The following is a 16,926-nucleotide window of genomic DNA, read 5'->3' on the forward strand; positions in this document are numbered from 1 at the left end:
AAAACCAAGAAGTTAAATAGGCTTTAATTATAAAGACGGCAGACATTTCCTCATTTATTAAGTAATTATTGAAATTATATTGAAAACAGTTATTAGAACTATTAGCCAGATTTTAAATAGGAAACAAAAATAAGCAGCAACCTCATTAGCTTGGTCGCTGCTTACTTAAATTTTATTTTTATTTAGGGCACTTCTTTAATCCCCTCTTCAATATCTAACATATCTAATAGGAAGATAAAGATCGGAATCCCAATGATCAAACCCCATATCCCAAGAAAATGCTCGGAAAACAGAAGAATGATGAAGGTGAAGAACGTTGGCAGATTTGTTTTTGCCGACATGAATTTTGGATTTAAAATATAGCTTTCAAGTGCATGTATAATCCCAATCATAACAAACACAGCAATAACCTTTGGCATACCGCCGATACTGTAGGCAATCATGCTAAGTGGAATTAGGGAGATAATAACTCCTGCAACTGGAATCAACCCTAGGAAGAAAATCATAATTCCAAGACCGATCAACTGTGGAAACCCAAGAATCCATAAGAAAGTTACTGAAAGGACTGCATTCGTAATGGCAATTAAGAACTGGACCTCAATTACCTTTCCAAATGAATTGATAAATTTTACTCCAAAGTGACCAAGGTTTATAAAGAAGGATTTGAATTTACCTCGCTTAAATTTAGAAGTAAAGCGAATAATTTTATCTCTTTCCAATAAGAAAAACAGACTAAGCAGTATGGAAAGGAAAATCTGTAATGCCAGTTTACCGAAATCAGATACATAAAGATAGAGCGTATTCATCTGTTTTTGAAGATCGAGCGGCGATTCAGTCTCGTTCATTAAACTAATGGCGTATTGAATGACCCGACTATCGGGTGGATGTTGAAAGAAAAAAACAATCTGTGTTACTAATTCTGTAAATTGCAACGTAATGACCGGCAAATATTTATAAAGAACGATGGCTAAACAAGAAATGACGACTATATATAAAAAGCTTATGACAACTTTAGAGTTAATACGCATCACTTTATTTAGTCGAATCATGATAAATTGTTCCAGCCTTCCCATTAGGAAAGTGAAAACAAATGTGAATAATACAATATTAACCATACTTCCAATGCTTATTAGAAACAGGACTAACACTATTAATGTAATTAACCTTGAAAAACCTTCACTTTGTAAATACTCTTTTACCACTTACCTATCTCCTAACTACCATTCTGCCGTGATAATTCCTTCTACATGTATTTTACACGGAATTGAGGGATTCTACTACAATTACCTTCCATTGAAGACAAAATTATTTGAATGATCAGTAAGTCTTATTAGGAGGTTAGATTATTATTCTAGACTCACTTTTTTAGAACATCCACTGACTTCAACGACGATTTAGATCTATATTTTTAAAAAACATCTGCCAATAAGGCAGATGCTAATCTTCATCTTTCACATCGATATCTTCTGGGATGGGTTCACTATAATAGTCCGCTAATTGCTTCTTATATTTTTCCATCTGTTCCAGATGCGTATTAAACTGCTCTTTAAAAATTAAATACTGCTCACCATCATAGACGGTGCGAATTTTATTTTGAACAATCATGCTTTCTATATAAGATTCCGGCATTGATAAATATTCCGCAGTCTCTTTTACTGTCAAGTACATGCCTTCACCCCTTTTCCTCTTAACTATACTAGATAAGAGTCTTCATTTGAAGTGCCTAATCCATACAAATACATGGGCCTTCTCAATTTGAGAGGCCATTAACTTATTACAAAGTGACTTTTACCGTTTTTGCATTTCCAGTTTTATCGATTGCACCGACAGATAGCTTAGAGTTTTCTTTTGTTTTTAACGCCACTTTATCCGTTTCTTTTTTATATCCTCGGTCGCTTTTTAAAGTTCTTTGTACCCTGCTTTAACCCTCATTTTTACCTTTGCCTCGATTTTACCTAAAACGAATTGGCAAGAACTCGTTTTTACGAAGGTTGGGGTTTCTATGGCGGTTAGATCTTTTACGGTTGCTGTTATTGGAGTAATTTGATATTTTTTATCTCCATCCAACCATGTGGTCCAATCCGATACTTTTGTTCCAGTCTTTTGTTTATCGATTTATTAACCCTTACTTGAATTTGGGTCAGTTTCCCTGCTTCACGCAAGTATGTAAAGGGGTGAAAGGACGATGTCTAAACCTCAGTCTCAGAAAAATTCAACCTATGAATAAATGGCTATCTCAAAAACAAATCACAGTAATAACTTACAAACCCTTCCAATAACATGTAAGATAATACTAAGTGATAGATCTATAGATTAAGAGGAGTTGACCAAATGACCTTATTTTATGTAATACTTGCGGCAATTTTCGCTGTCCTTCTAGTCATTGTTGTGAAACGGCGAAGTGAGCCAGCTAGAATAGAGCGGTATCAAAATGAATTTGGTAAATTATATACGGACACTTTGGACGTGGAAGTAACCGAAATTGTACCAGAAGCATTAATCGTACAGCTTAACAAAGCACTGGATTACGATTATATGGAAAAGGTCAATACAGAATTCCGGCTGAAGTATCCCCGAAACTCACAGGAAAGGGTTAATGAGCTGTGGCGCGAATTTAAACGCTACTTGATTATGGCTGCTGTGTTTGGCAAAGTTGAAATGTTTAATGGGGTCATCGATGAGCTATGGCATATCATGCTGAATTACAAACAAGAATATGATGATTTTTGCCAGACATTCATTGGCCAACCCATTCAGCATAATCCCCACTCACAGCCTGTTTTTAAACCTGAAGAACGCACGCTGTTTGATTTTTACTATGTACAACTGTTTACGGTTGATTCAAGTTCGATTCAAAAATGGGGGAAATTTTTCAAGCATGATAAAGGAAAAGGATTGCTCCATGAATTCGAAACGCTGGAGTTGGAACAGTTAAAGGAGAAATATATGCGCACTCCTACAAGTATAGAAGCGGAACAGACCTTTGAATGTTTCACCTCCCTTTTTAAAGAGAATCGTCCGAAAATAGTATTGGATTGGCGAGAAAGATACGATCAAACAGACTATGCTGCTCCTGCCTACTTCATCTATGCCAGTTCCGATAATCATGATACAGACTTTAATGATATTTTCGGGGTGAAAGCAGCCACTACCTCCTCTGACTCAATCAATGTTAATCATGGTGGAGATCATAGCAGCACCTATGACGGTGGTTCGAGTTCTAGTTCTGGTTCTGATTCTTCTTCTAGCTGTTCTTCGTGCAGCTCGTGCTCGTCATGAAATTTTTGTTATATAGTTCCGATATGCAGAGAAAAATTAAGCACTTGGACAGATATCCAAGCGTTTTTACAAGTTGAATTAGCAGTATATAAGGCCTCAATCGAAGGCACTTTTTATCATTTCCCGCCAGAAGACTCCCTCTTCAAGCGTGTGAAGGGCGAGAGCCCAACGGTAAGGGGGAGATGAATGGCCGGTTGGCATAAGCCAAAGTAATCTTTTTACAAACGTATGTTCCTTGGTTAATAATAACTATAAGAGGGGGGGAAACCAATGGTCGTAAACAAAGCTTATAAATTTCGAATCTATCCAACTAAAGAACAACTAGTTCTAATCAATAAAACGATCGGCTGCTCCCGTTTTGTCTATAACTTCTTTTTAGGCAAACAAAAGGAGAAAGATGCCTACTGGTATATCTGTGAAGAAATGAAGCAGAACGGCCAATTACCCTCTAATGAAAGGAAAGGTTCTTTTCTGAATAAATACGCAACAATCAAAGAACTTCCAGCTTTAAAGAAAGAGTATTCTTTCCTGAAAGAAGTAGACAGTATTGCCTTACAGAAATCGGTGGAAAATTTAGCAGATTCCTATAGCCGATATTATAAAAAGCAAAACAAGTCACCACGCTTCAAATCGAAAAAGAATCCTATCCAGTCCTATACGACTAAACATACGAATGGGAATATTGGAATTGTTGGAAACAAAATCAAATTGCCAAAACTCGGTCTAGTTCGTTTTGCTAAAAGCCGCGAAGTCGAAGGGCGAATCATCAATGCCACAATCAGGCGGAACCCTTCGGGTAAATATTTCATTTCCGTTTTAGCCGAAACCCATGTACAAGTACTTCCTAAAATGAATCGTTCGTGCGGTGTAGATGTTGGTTTAAAGAACTTTGCTATTCTTTCAGATGGTACGGTCTATCAAAACCCAAAATTCTTCCGGACGGTTGAAAAGAAATTGGCCAAAGCACAACGGATTCTTTCAAGGCGACAAGAAATAGCCTTGAATCAAAATAAGCCATTGACTGAAGCCAAAAACTATCAAAAACAAAAACGAAAAGTGGCTATCCTACACGAAAAAATTTCAAATGCCCGAATGGATTACTTACATAAAGTTTCTACCGAAATCATCAAAAACCACGATGTTATTGGAATGGAAAACTTTCAAGTGTCGAATATGATGAAAAGTCACAAACTAGCTAAAGCTATTAGTGAAGTATCTTGGTACCAATTCAAAAAAATGTTGGAATACAAAGCAAAATGGTATGGTAAACAAATCGTGACCGTATCTAAAACGTTTGCTTCTAGCCAATTGTGTTCTAGCTGCGGTTACCAAAATAAAGACGTTAAACATCTGAATCTTCGTGAATGGGATTGTCCTTTTTGTTCTACTCACCACGATCGAGATATTAACGCAGGACTCAATCTAATGAATGAAGCCATAAGGCTTCTAACCGTAGGAACTACGGGAGTAGCCTAATTAAAAATTGGCCGATAGGCTAATGTTCTTAGGAATCCCCCACTTCAATCAGACCATAAGGTCGATAAGTGGTGGGTAGTTCAATGTACAAGAACCCTTTTGTGAAATGAAAAGAAATTTATAGTTTGCTGTATTAGAGATTAGAAGAAATGAGCCTCCTAAAAAATTGAGGTCTATTATTTTCTAGTCACCCGAAATATGAATTTCATCAATAATAGATGCACCAATGTTAAAGTGCCCCCTTTACTAAAGGAGGCACTTTAACTGAATCATACTGAAAATTTCATTTCTTACTCCTTCAAGTAAAAGCCTTTGGCTACTGCCTTAGTTTAGTTAAGCTCTATTAATTCCATCGATTGAACCAATTTTTAATTCTTTGTTTATTTTTCTCAAGAACTTCCTTCGATGTCCTATTATCTTTTTGTTTTTTCCATTCAAAAAAGGAAGCAATTCCGATAAGCACCCCTCCGCCGATGATTAAATACAGCCACCATGGCATCTCACTCCACATCGAATTCGTATTCATATAAATATTGAATAAAATTGTCCCGGTCCCTACTATGAAATACGATTTGTATTTCATCATGAATCCGAAGAGCAATGCTGATAATGAAATCGTTCCGATAATAAGCGCATCATTTAAGGTATTGCTCGCCATTGCATCGCCTATCAAGACTAAAAACAAGAGAAAGACAATTCCAATCTCGATATATTGCGTAGTTTTGCCTTTAACAAAGATTTTCCTCAATAATATAGTACTGACAATAAACAGTGGCAGAATCTCGGTCTCTACCTCGAGGACAGCAGGAATCGAAAATTGATTGATGATGACCCAATACGGATACAAACTAAGCAATATGGCGGCAGCCAAATAGATTTTTCTTTCCATTCGATCAGTCGTCGTGCTTCTTATCAAGATGAAATAGGCCGGAATCAGAAGTGCTACGAAAACTTCTAGAATGAAATGTACTGATCCACTCATCAGAACCTCTATATTCATTGCAAAAAGAAACAGCAACCCATATACCCGGTAAAAATCCATACTAAGGCCAATTTCGCTTTTCGTTAGTATCCCTTTAAAATATCTCTTGCTTAGTATCACCATTATGATCGTACATCCAAAAAGGACCGTGATGCCAATCGGAAGAGCTAACGTGTCTGCATACTTAATGATGATCCAATACGGATACAAACTTAGAATTCCAGCAAGCCATACATAGATATCTCTTTCCTTCACATTACTTGTAAAGCTTTTCATCAGGATGAAGTAGCCCGTTATCAAGAGTGATACAAAGACTTGCAGTAACTGATATGTCGTTTCATTCACTAGTACTTCTCTATTCATGGCCAGCAAAAATAAAAGACCATAAATCCGGAAAGCATCAATCGTTGCGCCTGTTTCTTCTTTCTTAATCAATACTTTGAAATAGCGACGGCTTAGCATTACCATTCCTAACATACAGATGAAAAGAACAATCAATCCTAATACAATCGAAAGGGTGTGAACATAGTTCATAATGCTTAAGAAAGGATACAGACTGACGATTGCTGCAATATTGGAGTAGATTTTCCGTTCATTTAGTTCGCCTGTAAAGCTTCTCAGTAATATGAAGTAGCCCGTTATCAAGAGCGATACTAAGACTTGAAGCACCTGATATTTTGTTTCATTCGTAAACACTTCCACATTCATATCAATCAAAAATAACAAACCGTAAATCCTAAAAGGATCAATTGTGGTGCCTGATCCGTTCTTCTTGATTAGTCCTTTGGAATAGCGTCTGCTTAGCAACAACATCCCTATCATACAGACGAAAAGAACAGCCATACTCGTAAAAATCGGGAGTCTGTGCGCGTAATCTTGGATGTTCATAAACGGATATAGGCTGACGACAGTCGCTATACCTGAATAGATGTTTCTTTCCTTCGCTTGAATTGAAAAGCTTCTCATCAGGATAAAGTAGCTCGGCAACAATAGTGAAACGAAAATTCCTAGGATTTCATAACCTGTTTCGGTCATTAAAAATTTCACATTCATATAAATCAAAAATAACAAGCCGTATACCCTATAATAATCAATGAACCTCGTTTTACCTTCTTGTTTAATTAGCCCTTTAAAATAGCGACGGCTAGCAAATACCATCACAGCTGCACATGCAAACAGTACAACTATCCCCATAACCAGAGGTAAACTATTTACAAACATCGCATAGAAAATGAAAGCGAGGCTAAGAGGAACCACAACAAAGTTCTGCCAATTCCTTCTTATGAGCAGATACCAGGAAAACACAATCTGTACAGTCACAAACCCCACCCAAATGATCTCCCGATTTAGTGGGACATCACGGATTGCCGTTTCAAATATCGAAACACTGACCGCCAAATGAATGAATGGAATGAGGTAATATTCCATGATATCTTTCCAGTTCTTATTAGATACTGCCCATAGAATGGTAATGATTCCTGCTGTAATCATCAAGCAAATCGAAGTAACAAATTTTATTTGTTCCACGTTGGCTAAAAACAGAAGCACCTGTAAGAAAAGCACTGAAAACCCAAGGTACGTAAAGACGTATTTTTCCCATTTCACTTTCGTACGCAAGGCACTTAAGATATATATCAATAGCTGCGTAACATATAGAAACGGCGAGCTATTCGTATGGACAATGAGTAAACATCCAACAGGTATCGCCACTAAATTTGCAAGATGGCTGGAGTAAAGAAAGTATAGTCTCCCATTTTTTGAATATTTCCCAAGCCATTCTCCTACAATGAAAAAGATAAAAGGACCAAACAACGCGAAACCAATCTTAAATATCACCTGGTTAAAATCAAAAACATCGTAAAGCGAACCATATAGGCTGGCACTTGTAATAATAACGGGCAGCCAGAATATATGTTTCCGATGTACATGAACAGACCATACGTTTATTGCAGTCGCCATAGTAATTAAACCTGTTACACCCATTGGATTCAACTCACTGTATGGAATCAGTATAAAAGCAAGGAAGGAAAGAATCTGTCCACTATAGGTAAAGACAGGAAAGAATATTGGAAATCTACTCTTTAAAGCGTAGGCCGCTCCGATTGAAATCAGTGCTGTCCCCATTAAATAAAGGCTGACAGTGATATTTGAACTGACCCAAACGCTACCTTCCAACAAATATGGATAGAAGGCAACCAACGCTAATACGAAAGAAATCGGAAATCCATATACGGCTGTTTCCATCATAGATTTTGTATCATCTTTTACATAGGTAATAAAGAAAAGTCCAGAAATCAGGACGAGAGCTGCACTAACAGCAAGCCAATCCATTTCAATCAATTTACTAGTTAATACCCCCACCATTATCATTGGAGAGATAAATAAGACACTTTGCTTAAATAGACTGTAGCTTGGGTGGCGATTATATAAATACAGCCCAATATACTTGAAAGCCTGAAGCACGAATATTAGATTTAAAACAGTAGAAAACGAGAATTGAAAAGCAAAGCAAAGATATACAAATGCTAAATTAAAAACAACAACAGCTGGATACGTGAAGCTCGTATTTTTCAATTGAAGTGAAACATAGACAAACTGAGCAGATAGTATCATAAGCGCAACAAAAATTTGCGCATAGTTTTCCTGATAAACCATCGCGTTTATATATAAAAAAACGATTCCGCTCTCAATCAAACTGGTAAACATAAAGTTCTTAGATAACTTAGGCTCCTTTGCTTTAGCCATATAAGTCGAAAGCGCCATAAAAATGATTGGCACAAGTGCAAAAGCAATGACCATGAATTCATTGAAAAATGAATTATAAACAAAATGGATATATCCGTAAGTGAAGATAGCACTAAAAGCAATTTCATAATATTTCTTTTGAAATTTGACTGCAAAAATTAAAAACAAAACAGAAATGACAATCAATGTTATCGAATAAACCAGGTTACTTGAAAATAATGTCAAAATAACAAAGGTTTCCACAATGATTTTAAACAGGATGAATTGAAAAATGAACGGTTTGAATAACACTAATTTATTCCTATTTTTCAACTGTTCAACATTCCATAAAAGCAATAGATTAAGGACACTAACCGTCAAAAACATCCACTCAATCGTTGGAGTCGCAAAAGCAAAACCGAAGTAACAGGTAACAGCAAACGTTAATATGGATATGATAATGAATATTTTTGACTTAAAGTAATCAGCAATCTTGAAATATATGCCAAAGCAAAGTAATCCTCCAAGAAAACCAAGTAGAGCCCGCCCTTCACCATTAAGCGATAAGTACTCTCCAAATATCTGATAATATGAAGCTGATAAAATCGTAATTGGAATAAATAATCCTGCAAGCGTCAGGAAAGCAAAAGCCGTCTGCTTAATTTTCAGCTTCCAGGCGATAAAGGCCATTCCCGCGAAAACGACGGATACCATTCCTATGAAAAACACCTTCAGAACCGCATTCAAATTCCCCCATGATGAGGTTGCCAAAATTAAACCTCCAAATAGAAGTAAAATTACCCCCGTGAGCAGGACGACAGAGATATTCCGTTCCCGGATTTGCTCGGGTGTTCTCTTTGGCTTTATTGGTTGAACAGGCTTCTCCTGCTTGATTACCCGCTGTTGATTAACAGGTTTCCTTTCAGGGATGCTCGCGATGACCAGTTCAGGTCTTTCTACTATAACTGGTTCGTTAGGGACATCCGAAACCTTCTTATCATTCATTATTGATTCGTCAAATATAGGTATCCCTTGTACTCCTTCTTGATGTGATTCTTCATCTATAACGAGGTTATCCTGAACCTTCTTCTCAGCTGCCTCACTTTTCAATATTGTCTCTGCTTTGAGACTAGCTTGCTTTTTTTCATTATCTAATCGTTTTTGTTTATAAAGGGCTCTTTGAAAATGCCGATCATACGCCCTGCTAATACGTATATATTCTGTTTTTGGGATGAGCCGCCTTTCCCATAAAACTTCAAGCTCTTCTTGGAAAATCTGCTTCCTTCTTTCTAATGTCATTTCTTGATTTGAAGAATCATCCATCCAAAGATTCCCCTTCCTTCACTTAGACCTTATATTATCGTATGTATAATCTCTTTTAGATAATAACAAAGTTTTTCCATTTTTTATATATTTAGTATCCTAGTCGGATAACCCCTTAAATCTACCAAAAACCATTTCCATTCAATCGGACAAATTTTGCTACAAAAAAAAGATAACCCCTCAATGGAGTCATCCAAAATTTCTATACTATTTTTAACTTACCCTCACTTCTAACAATCCAAAAATAAACTATAATCGAAATGAAAATCGAGACAGCTGCTGTGACATAGATACTCCGATAGCCGAAAAGGTAGCCAATCTGTCCGAAAACAATAGCTCCTATACCAACTCCAAGGTCGAAAAATGAGAAATAAGTGGCATTTGCCATCGCTTTACGATTGGGTGCTGTTTTTTCAATCGACCATGCCTGCAAGGCCGGCTGAACTGAACCGAATCCGAATCCATATAGCACCGCAGCTATATATAGTACCGCTTCACTTGGCATCCAAGCTAACAGGAGCATACCTGTCATGATTAGCACTGTTGATGGCACAAAGATTGCCCGGTGGCCTCTTCTGTCATATAATCGGCCAGAGAATAATCTCGTGACCATGAGAGCCATTGCATAAAGCAAGAAGTACCACTGAATTCCACTCACACCTTTTTCTGCTGTATAAAGTGGCAGGAAAGTTGCGATTCCGCCAAATGTAACGGAAATAAAGAAAATAAGCAGAGATGGCTGCAGGGCACTTTTCTCATAAATATCAAACCTCTTTGCAGCCACAGCAGTTAACGGATTTATTTCCACTTTTTGATATCGAATCATCGATCCCATTATTACAGCAAACAATCCTAACAAAGAACAAATCAGAAACAGCTCTTGAAATGGAAGGACTGTAACTAGAAAAAGCCCCAGTGATGGACCGAATGCGAGTGCTAGATTGCCCGATAATCCGTAATACCCCATCCCTTCGCCACGGCGTTTGGCCGGAATTATATCAGAGGCGATGGTGCCTGAAGCTGTTGAAGAAAAACCCCAGCCGACTCCCTGTACAATGCGCATTAAAAATAACAATCCGATGCTCCCCATAAAACCGAAGGAACCCACGGATATAGCGAAAATGGCTAACCCGATAAGAAAAACAATACGTCTTCCTTTCGTTTCCAATAATTTTCCGGCAATTGGCCGAACAAGCAGAGCGGAAAATGTAAAAATCCCTAGGACAGCCCCTACTAGGCGATCGTCACCTCCAAGCTGCTCAACAAACAGCGGGATGGTCGGCATCGTCATTTGGAAACCCATGAAAATACACAGATTTGCCAAACAAATCATGATAAAGTCACGTGTCCATATTTTATCAGAACCTCTTACCCTCTCATCCACTAAGGTTTCCCTCATTTTCCTTCACCTTCTAATCCAAATAGTTATTGCCAGTTTACTAAAAATAGATACAATAAGCGAATGATTTATTTCGTGTTCCTAAATAAAATTCAAAATGATAAGCCCAGCTTGAAACTGGACCAAGTTTTCTAATCTTCATGAACATAAAAGATTGATATGTACATACACAAAAATCTCATAATTTAGGAGTAATGTATGTTTTTACATTAGCGTTTATTCTATCCCCTAAGAAGCATATGGTATGTTACCCATCTGTATGCGCACTTACTATTTCTTTACTGGCTGCAGCTGCCTTTCCAATTGTTAAGGTTCCCATAATATCTGCATTCACTAAATTCATTTTAGGCATCGTTTTCTTTGTCTCTATTTTTTTTAAAAAGACATGCTACTTTTTCCTTTTAAAAGTTTATATAGACTGTGAAAGAAAAATAGCCTTTGACTTGTGAAAAAAAGGAGCCGAAAACAATGATTTATGAAGAAACCTACCGATATTTAATACGCCATGTATCCTCCAAGGAGTTCGACACATGTTTATATTCCCTCCTTCATATGGATTGGGATGGTGTGATTCAGAGTCCCCTCCACAAAATGGCTAAAGGGATTGGAACGACTGAAAAATATCTGAAAAAGATCATCAAGAAATTTTCATCCCCACAAGTTGGCTGCGGCCGAAAAATCTTCCTTCCCATTCAACAGGAGATAACAAAATATAAATTCAATCTCGGGCCGACAGGCAGTCTCAGCTTCAACAGTAAAAAGGACCGATACTGTAAAAAATACCGTTTCTTCTATAGTAATGCCTTCCAAAGCCTATCCCTGCCCTCCAAGAGACTCATGCTCATGGCAGCATTCAATATGTCTGTCAATAAATCTGAAGAAGTCTCGCTGCACTACGATGAAATTGTCCATTCAGAATGTTCCCTTTTCAAAAGACAGGATGTACTTGATGCCATGGAAACAGTTAACCAAACATTAGGCGACATGGTAACCTTCACTATTGCCAGCTCCGTTTTCACACGGAAAGAAATCATTTTAGCTTCTTTCAAAGAAGGAATGTTGAAGGATTATCTTGAAAATCGTACGGAGAGGATGTTGGTACGGAAAACAATTTATGAAGCAGGATTCCTTGAATATATAGAAGATAAAGTCTGTATGGAGCTAGAACGGGTCGGAAAATATATCTACCGTTCGTTTCTTAAAGCTGCACATGGACCTATAAAAGATGATTTGTTAAAACTGGCTCGATTTGTGTATAGCACTTCACTTAAAAAGTTAGGTAAAGTCCTGTCAAACAAAAAGCATCTATTAGCCGATCCAAAACAGGCTTCCGCTTATTTTAGTACAATCGTTTATAATGAAGTACTGGAACAATTGGCCACGTATGCACACCAGGCTGCCTGCATTAAAAACTTAATGGAGCGCGAACACTTGCACCGCGGAATTTCGGAGGGATCTTTAGCGAGAAATGTGGATTATATAGAAGTGAATGAGCATATTGAAATGATCCGTGTGAAGCATGACAAGGCGTTTAAGATTCATAGAACACTAAGCATATGGTGTGAAGATTGGGTGATCTCACGCGTGAATTCTGTCATAGTAGGTACAGAAGATACTGATCAAAAGTCTATACGCGGAAAACAGCGAATTCTAAAAAAGGATCAGTCTATTTCCGATTACCTCAACACACTTAAAAAGCATACATACGAACAACTTGAGAAACATAGTACGATGTACCAAAATGTAAATAATAACGAATCCGTCCTAGATGTATTGAAACAGAAAAAAGAAGCTATACGATCCTATTTTGCTATCCAAAAAGATCATATGAAAAATTAGGATAAAATATGGCTAACAGAAACACTGGCTTTTGGGCGAGTGTTTTTTGTCATGCATAAAAATTCCTTTCTCCATTCCACTCCAATACCTATTCCCTTATGTAGCTGCCTCCCTCCCTTTTTCTGATTTTGAGGACTGATAATTTTGAAGTTGTTCTGTGAATTAGCTTTTCCCTGACTGTAGACACCCTTCATCCAGGTGTGCATTGAACTCTTTATACTGTGAATAGTGCCTTACATGCTGTGGATAACTAAATGATGCTCTTCTTTCCCCTGATAGATTCTATTCGAATCAGTCATACCAAGGCTTTCGGCAAAAAAGTTATTAAAGGGTCTAAAGAAAGGGTCTAAATCACTTTACTAACAAAGGAACTAAGAATGGTTATGATTAAGGGGATGAATGTAGGACCCCCTTTTCCCCATAAAGAAGATCATCTTTTCAAAGTAAAGTTTATGATTTCTACTTTCATAAAAAAAGGAAAATAATGAAGATACTCAAGAAACAAGAAGCTATTCCATGGTTTCACGAATTACAAAAGCATATGGAATGCCTGACCGTATTGAAGAAACGAAAAAAATAAAGCTCCTGCTTAAAATGTATATCCATTCCAAGGATACAAAGGTTTTCGACTCCAATGGATTTATTACCCATAATAAACAAAAAACTGTGGCAATTTTATTCCACAATATCAAAACCGCACCATAGCAAATTACCCCCGCTATGATAATATGAAAAACGAAAAGACTATCAGCACCTTCTATTATTATTAAAAACTTCGTTTGTTCTTCTCCACCTGATCTACAGATGATAGTGTGAAACTTCCTTTGCTGGGACTTTCACAGGGATTTTACATACATGATAGTACGAAGCAGCTTGCCTTTATCATCATACGTATTTGGCTAGGAGTGAAATTGTTGTTACAGAAGTTAAATCATTTTCTTGAAAAGGCTATGCCTTTTATCACGCCAACTGGTGTAGTGGTCGGCGTATTGCTTGCCAGTTATTTAGATTCCTATATATTCCTCGTCCCTTGGATTTTTGCATTTATTACATTTTCCGGAAGTTTAGGGTCGGATTTCAGTTCATTGAAGCGTATCGCTTCCAATCCCTTACCGATAATTGTGGTCCTTTGTATCCTCCATATTGTCATGCCAATTTGGGCTTGGCTACTTGGACACCTGGTGTTTCCTGGAGACAATCTGACCATAACTGGTTTAGTTCTAGGTGTTGTGATTCCAACTGGTGTTACCAGTTTGCTTTGGGTATCCATTTACAAAGGGAACACCCTGCTCACTTTGACGATTGTCTTAATCGATACGCTCTTGTCACCGATTATTGTGCCGTATAGCGTTGCTTTCTTCAGCGGAACATCGGTTGAAATGGATACCATGGCAATCATGAAAGGGTTAATCGTAATGGTTGTCATTCCTTCACTGATTGGGATGGTACTGAATCAGATTACCAAGGGAAAAATAAAACCGATGCTTGGACCGCGTTTAGCTCCCTTTTCTAAAATAGCACTTGGTATATGTGTGACCTTAAACAGCGCGAAAGTTGCTCCATATTTAAGTCATATCGATGCAAAATTAATCAAAATGGCTATTATGGTCTTCTTTATTGCCTTTTCTGGTTATCTATTATCCTGGATGGTCGGAAAATTCCTGAAGTGGGAAAAAGAAGAGATTATTACCGTCACCTATACAGGAGGTATGAGAAATATCGCTGCAGGAGCTGCTCTTGCCGTTGCTTATTTCCCTGCCGCCGTTGCTGTTCCTGTCATTCTCGGTACTCTTTTCCAACAAATACTCGCTTCCGTTTATGGTTCATTCTTAAACAGGTATTATCATAAGCCTAAGCCAGTTCAAGAAAATAAAATGGCTGCTTAACTGAAAAAAGCCGATTCCAACGGAATCGGCTTTTTTCTCGCTTTGTTGCTATTTTATTATCTCAATTTTCCCATTATTCGTTTCTAATTTAACCATGTTTTCACCTTTACCAATGACAACATTCCCCTCATATTTATTGAGAATATCGATTTTCCCATTATCAACATGAACATCAAAGGTTGTATTGGTCGGCTCCTTATCTGTTTTAATCATAATTTTGCCATTGTCACTTTCCAATTGAATATTCCGATCTAAGTCTTTTGTGACAAGGGAGATTTTGCCGTTATTCGAGGAACCTACCAGATTTCCCTCTACATTATTAAGATCTACTCTTCCGTTAGCAGATTTCACCTCTACTTTTTCGGTTACTATATCATTTAATTCAACTCGGCCATTTTGTGATTCCACGTTCAGATTCTTTATCTCCAGTTCAGCCATTTGCACTTTTCCATTATCACTTTTAACGACAAAGGACTTATAAGACTTCTCGGGCACATACACTTTTAAATGTAATGATTGAATTTGAAACCCAAAGCTAAAGGAACGTTTATCTTTTAATTTTATCGCAAGCTTCTTTCCTTCCACATCTGCAGAAAAATTCAGCTTAGAAACATCCACACCTTTTGATACTAACTCTACACTAGTCTCAGTACCTGTCGTTGGGATAATTTCAACAGCTGCATTGTCAGAAATAACCTGAATGTCCGTTACCTCATCTGTAATCGATTTTTTCTCTGTAGTGGATTCCTTATCCGTCACTTGCGAAAATGTAAACAAACTGCCTACTACACCAACCAATAACAGAACAAGTGCAATAATCGATAATTTTTTAATATTAACCATGTTTCAAACCACCTTTCACAAGGGAAACGTTAAATTTCAAATAGCGAATAAATCCTTTAATTAAAGCACTTGTAGCGACAAACATCCCCATCGCTATGAATATTCCAATCCCGCAAAGTCCCAATGCAAAGAACAAATCAAATAATTGAAAGCTCCCTAAAATCAGATTAAGAAGTACGCCAAACGGAGCAAGAATGAATCCTATCGCTGATGCCCATCCTGCAATAACAACCCCTAGCAATGCAATAAAAGGTCCTAATACAATCACAATATTAAAAAATCCTAAACCAATAACTGCCCAAACAGCTCGCATGACATTTCCAGCGGAAGTCGTTTCCTCGACTTGACCAAGATGGTAGGATGCCAATAGTTCCTTGGAAATTTGTTTCGGGTTTCCAAGAGCTTCTGAAATTTCTTGCTCTGTTTTTCCTTTTTCCAACCCAATTTCGAAATACTCTTCATAATCTTGCAGGATATCCTGCCGTTCCTCTAGAGAAAGCCTTTTTAATGAGGCATCCAATTGTTTTAAGAATTCTTCTTTATTCATTGGCCCACACCTTCCTTGATTAATTGATTGACCCCATTAGAAAATTCGGTCCATTCTGTCAGCAATTCGTGAAGGTACTCCCGGCCTTTGTCAGTTAACTTATAATACTTACGCGGTGGCCCTTCAGTTGATTCTTGCAAATATGTCGTAAAATACTCTTCCTTCGTTAATCGTCGTAAAAGTGGATAAACCGAACCTTCCGATATTTCGATTTGATCTGAAATCTTCTGAACAAGTTCATAGCCATAACGGTCTTGCTTATCCAACAGCACAAGGACACACAGTTCCAAAACACCTTTTTTAAATTGTACATTCAATGTACCATCACTCCCTTCTAGTATGTTTCCAGTACTATTCATTAAACAGTACCAAACGACGAACAATACATCTTATGCAAATAATTTACCACATGGTACTATTTATTGCAAGGTACTGTAAAAAAATATTTAAAAGCTTACCCTCTTCCTTGTAATTATCCTATTTTTTATGATTTGAGCTGACCGCCTAACTAATCAGAATTGTATATATCGTTATTTCCGTTAAGTGTAATCAAAAGAGGGTAAGAGAAAATTAACATATATTAATAGCTAACGGAGAATAAGTTATATAATAGAAATATATGGAAGGA

General features: G+C 37.3%; 13 protein-coding genes. 5 read left to right on the forward strand and 8 right to left on the reverse strand.

Annotated elements, in window-relative coordinates; genetic code table 11:
- Positions 1-182: 182 nt before the first annotated feature.
- The 3 genes from JFV29_RS09755 to JFV29_RS09765 all read right to left on the reverse strand — a co-directional run bounded on the left by JFV29_RS09755 (position 183) and on the right by JFV29_RS09765 (position 2,067).
- Positions 183-1,202 carry an AI-2E family transporter gene (locus JFV29_RS09755; protein ID WP_309558543.1) on the reverse strand — a complete coding sequence of 340 codons (1,020 nt, stop codon included), beginning with the start codon at positions 1,200-1,202 and terminating at the stop codon, positions 183-185.
- A gap of 235 nt (positions 1,203-1,437) precedes the next feature.
- On the reverse strand, positions 1,438-1,668 hold the full coding sequence (locus tag JFV29_RS09760) for an excisionase family DNA-binding protein (RefSeq protein ID WP_098174491.1): 231 nt from the start codon (positions 1,666-1,668) through the stop codon (positions 1,438-1,440).
- A 231-nt stretch (positions 1,669-1,899) separates the two neighbouring features.
- Entirely contained in the window at positions 1,900-2,067 is a 168-nt protein-coding gene (locus tag JFV29_RS09765; protein WP_201182842.1) for a hypothetical protein, read from the reverse strand.
- A gap of 264 nt (positions 2,068-2,331) precedes the next feature.
- Between JFV29_RS09765 and JFV29_RS09770 the strand changes: the two genes are divergently transcribed.
- Together JFV29_RS09770 and tnpB are read left to right on the forward strand one after the other, a co-directional pair.
- Positions 2,332-3,279: a hypothetical protein gene (locus JFV29_RS09770; RefSeq protein ID WP_201182844.1), complete on the forward strand. Its 948-nt coding sequence runs from the start codon at positions 2,332-2,334 to the stop codon at positions 3,277-3,279.
- A 270-nt stretch (positions 3,280-3,549) separates the two neighbouring features.
- On the forward strand, positions 3,550-4,755 hold the full coding sequence (gene tnpB / locus JFV29_RS09775) for an IS200/IS605 family element RNA-guided endonuclease TnpB (protein ID WP_201182846.1): 1,206 nt from the start codon (positions 3,550-3,552) through the stop codon (positions 4,753-4,755).
- 343 nt (positions 4,756-5,098) lie between these two features.
- Here tnpB and JFV29_RS09780 read toward each other — a convergent pair whose 3' ends face one another.
- On the reverse strand, positions 5,099-9,784 hold the full coding sequence (locus JFV29_RS09780; protein WP_201182848.1) for a hypothetical protein: 4,686 nt from the start codon (positions 9,782-9,784) through the stop codon (positions 5,099-5,101).
- A gap of 202 nt (positions 9,785-9,986) precedes the next feature.
- The gene (locus tag JFV29_RS09785; RefSeq protein ID WP_201182850.1) at positions 9,987-11,183 is read right to left on the reverse strand and encodes an MFS transporter; all 1,197 of its coding nucleotides are present in this window, start codon (positions 11,181-11,183) and stop codon (positions 9,987-9,989) included.
- A 591-nt stretch (positions 11,184-11,774) separates the two neighbouring features.
- Here JFV29_RS09785 and JFV29_RS09790 point away from each other — a divergent pair.
- The 3 genes from JFV29_RS09790 to JFV29_RS09800 all read left to right on the forward strand — a co-directional run bounded on the left by JFV29_RS09790 (position 11,775) and on the right by JFV29_RS09800 (position 14,908).
- Entirely contained in the window at positions 11,775-13,022 is a 1,248-nt protein-coding gene (locus JFV29_RS09790; protein WP_201182852.1) for a hypothetical protein, read from the forward strand.
- 516 nt (positions 13,023-13,538) lie between these two features.
- Positions 13,539-13,727, forward strand: a complete 189-nt coding sequence (locus tag JFV29_RS09795) for a hypothetical protein (RefSeq protein ID WP_201182855.1) — start codon at positions 13,539-13,541, stop codon at positions 13,725-13,727.
- Positions 13,728-13,936: 209 nt separating this feature from the next.
- On the forward strand, positions 13,937-14,908 hold the full coding sequence (locus tag JFV29_RS09800; RefSeq protein ID WP_201182857.1) for a bile acid:sodium symporter family protein: 972 nt from the start codon (positions 13,937-13,939) through the stop codon (positions 14,906-14,908).
- Positions 14,909-14,956: 48 nt separating this feature from the next.
- Here JFV29_RS09800 and JFV29_RS09805 read toward each other — a convergent pair whose 3' ends face one another.
- Genes JFV29_RS09805 through JFV29_RS09815 form a run of 3 tightly spaced genes read right to left on the reverse strand, consistent with a single transcriptional unit; the run spans position 14,957 to position 16,615 of the window.
- Positions 14,957-15,751: a DUF4097 family beta strand repeat-containing protein gene (locus tag JFV29_RS09805; protein ID WP_201182859.1), complete on the reverse strand. Its 795-nt coding sequence runs from the start codon at positions 15,749-15,751 to the stop codon at positions 14,957-14,959.
- Entirely contained in the window at positions 15,744-16,298 is a 555-nt protein-coding gene (locus JFV29_RS09810; RefSeq protein WP_201182861.1) for a DUF1700 domain-containing protein, read from the reverse strand. Before JFV29_RS09810 ends, JFV29_RS09805 begins: the two co-directional genes overlap by 8 nt.
- Positions 16,295-16,615 carry a PadR family transcriptional regulator gene (locus JFV29_RS09815; protein WP_056522239.1) on the reverse strand — a complete coding sequence of 107 codons (321 nt, stop codon included), beginning with the start codon at positions 16,613-16,615 and terminating at the stop codon, positions 16,295-16,297. The genes JFV29_RS09810 and JFV29_RS09815 overlap by 4 nt, the downstream gene beginning before the upstream one ends.
- Positions 16,616-16,926 lie beyond the last annotated feature (311 nt).

Origin of the sequence: Peribacillus sp. TH16 (genome assembly GCF_016651095.1) — a bacterium.
Classification (GTDB): domain Bacteria; phylum Bacillota; class Bacilli; order Bacillales; family DSM-1321; genus Peribacillus; species Peribacillus butanolivorans.

What these genes read in the sequence shown, in the direction of transcription:
- JFV29_RS09760 (WP_098174491.1), bottom strand. Translation starts at nt 1,668, where the DNA reads ATGTACTTGACAGTAAAAGAGACTGCGGAATATTTATCAATGCCGGAA.
- JFV29_RS09770 (WP_201182844.1), top strand. Translation starts at nt 2,332, where the DNA reads ATGACCTTATTTTATGTAATACTTGCGGCAATTTTCGCTGTCCTTCTA.
- tnpB (WP_201182846.1), top strand. Translation starts at nt 3,550, where the DNA reads ATGGTCGTAAACAAAGCTTATAAATTTCGAATCTATCCAACTAAAGAA.
- JFV29_RS09780 (WP_201182848.1), bottom strand. Translation starts at nt 9,784, where the DNA reads ATGGATGATTCTTCAAATCAAGAAATGACATTAGAAAGAAGGAAGCAG.
- JFV29_RS09785 (WP_201182850.1), bottom strand. Translation starts at nt 11,183, where the DNA reads ATGAGGGAAACCTTAGTGGATGAGAGGGTAAGAGGTTCTGATAAAATA.
- JFV29_RS09790 (WP_201182852.1), top strand. Translation starts at nt 11,775, where the DNA reads ATGGCTAAAGGGATTGGAACGACTGAAAAATATCTGAAAAAGATCATC.
- JFV29_RS09795 (WP_201182855.1), top strand. Translation starts at nt 13,539, where the DNA reads ATGGTTTCACGAATTACAAAAGCATATGGAATGCCTGACCGTATTGAA.
- JFV29_RS09805 (WP_201182859.1), bottom strand. Translation starts at nt 15,751, where the DNA reads ATGGTTAATATTAAAAAATTATCGATTATTGCACTTGTTCTGTTATTG.
- JFV29_RS09810 (WP_201182861.1), bottom strand. Translation starts at nt 16,298, where the DNA reads ATGAATAAAGAAGAATTCTTAAAACAATTGGATGCCTCATTAAAAAGG.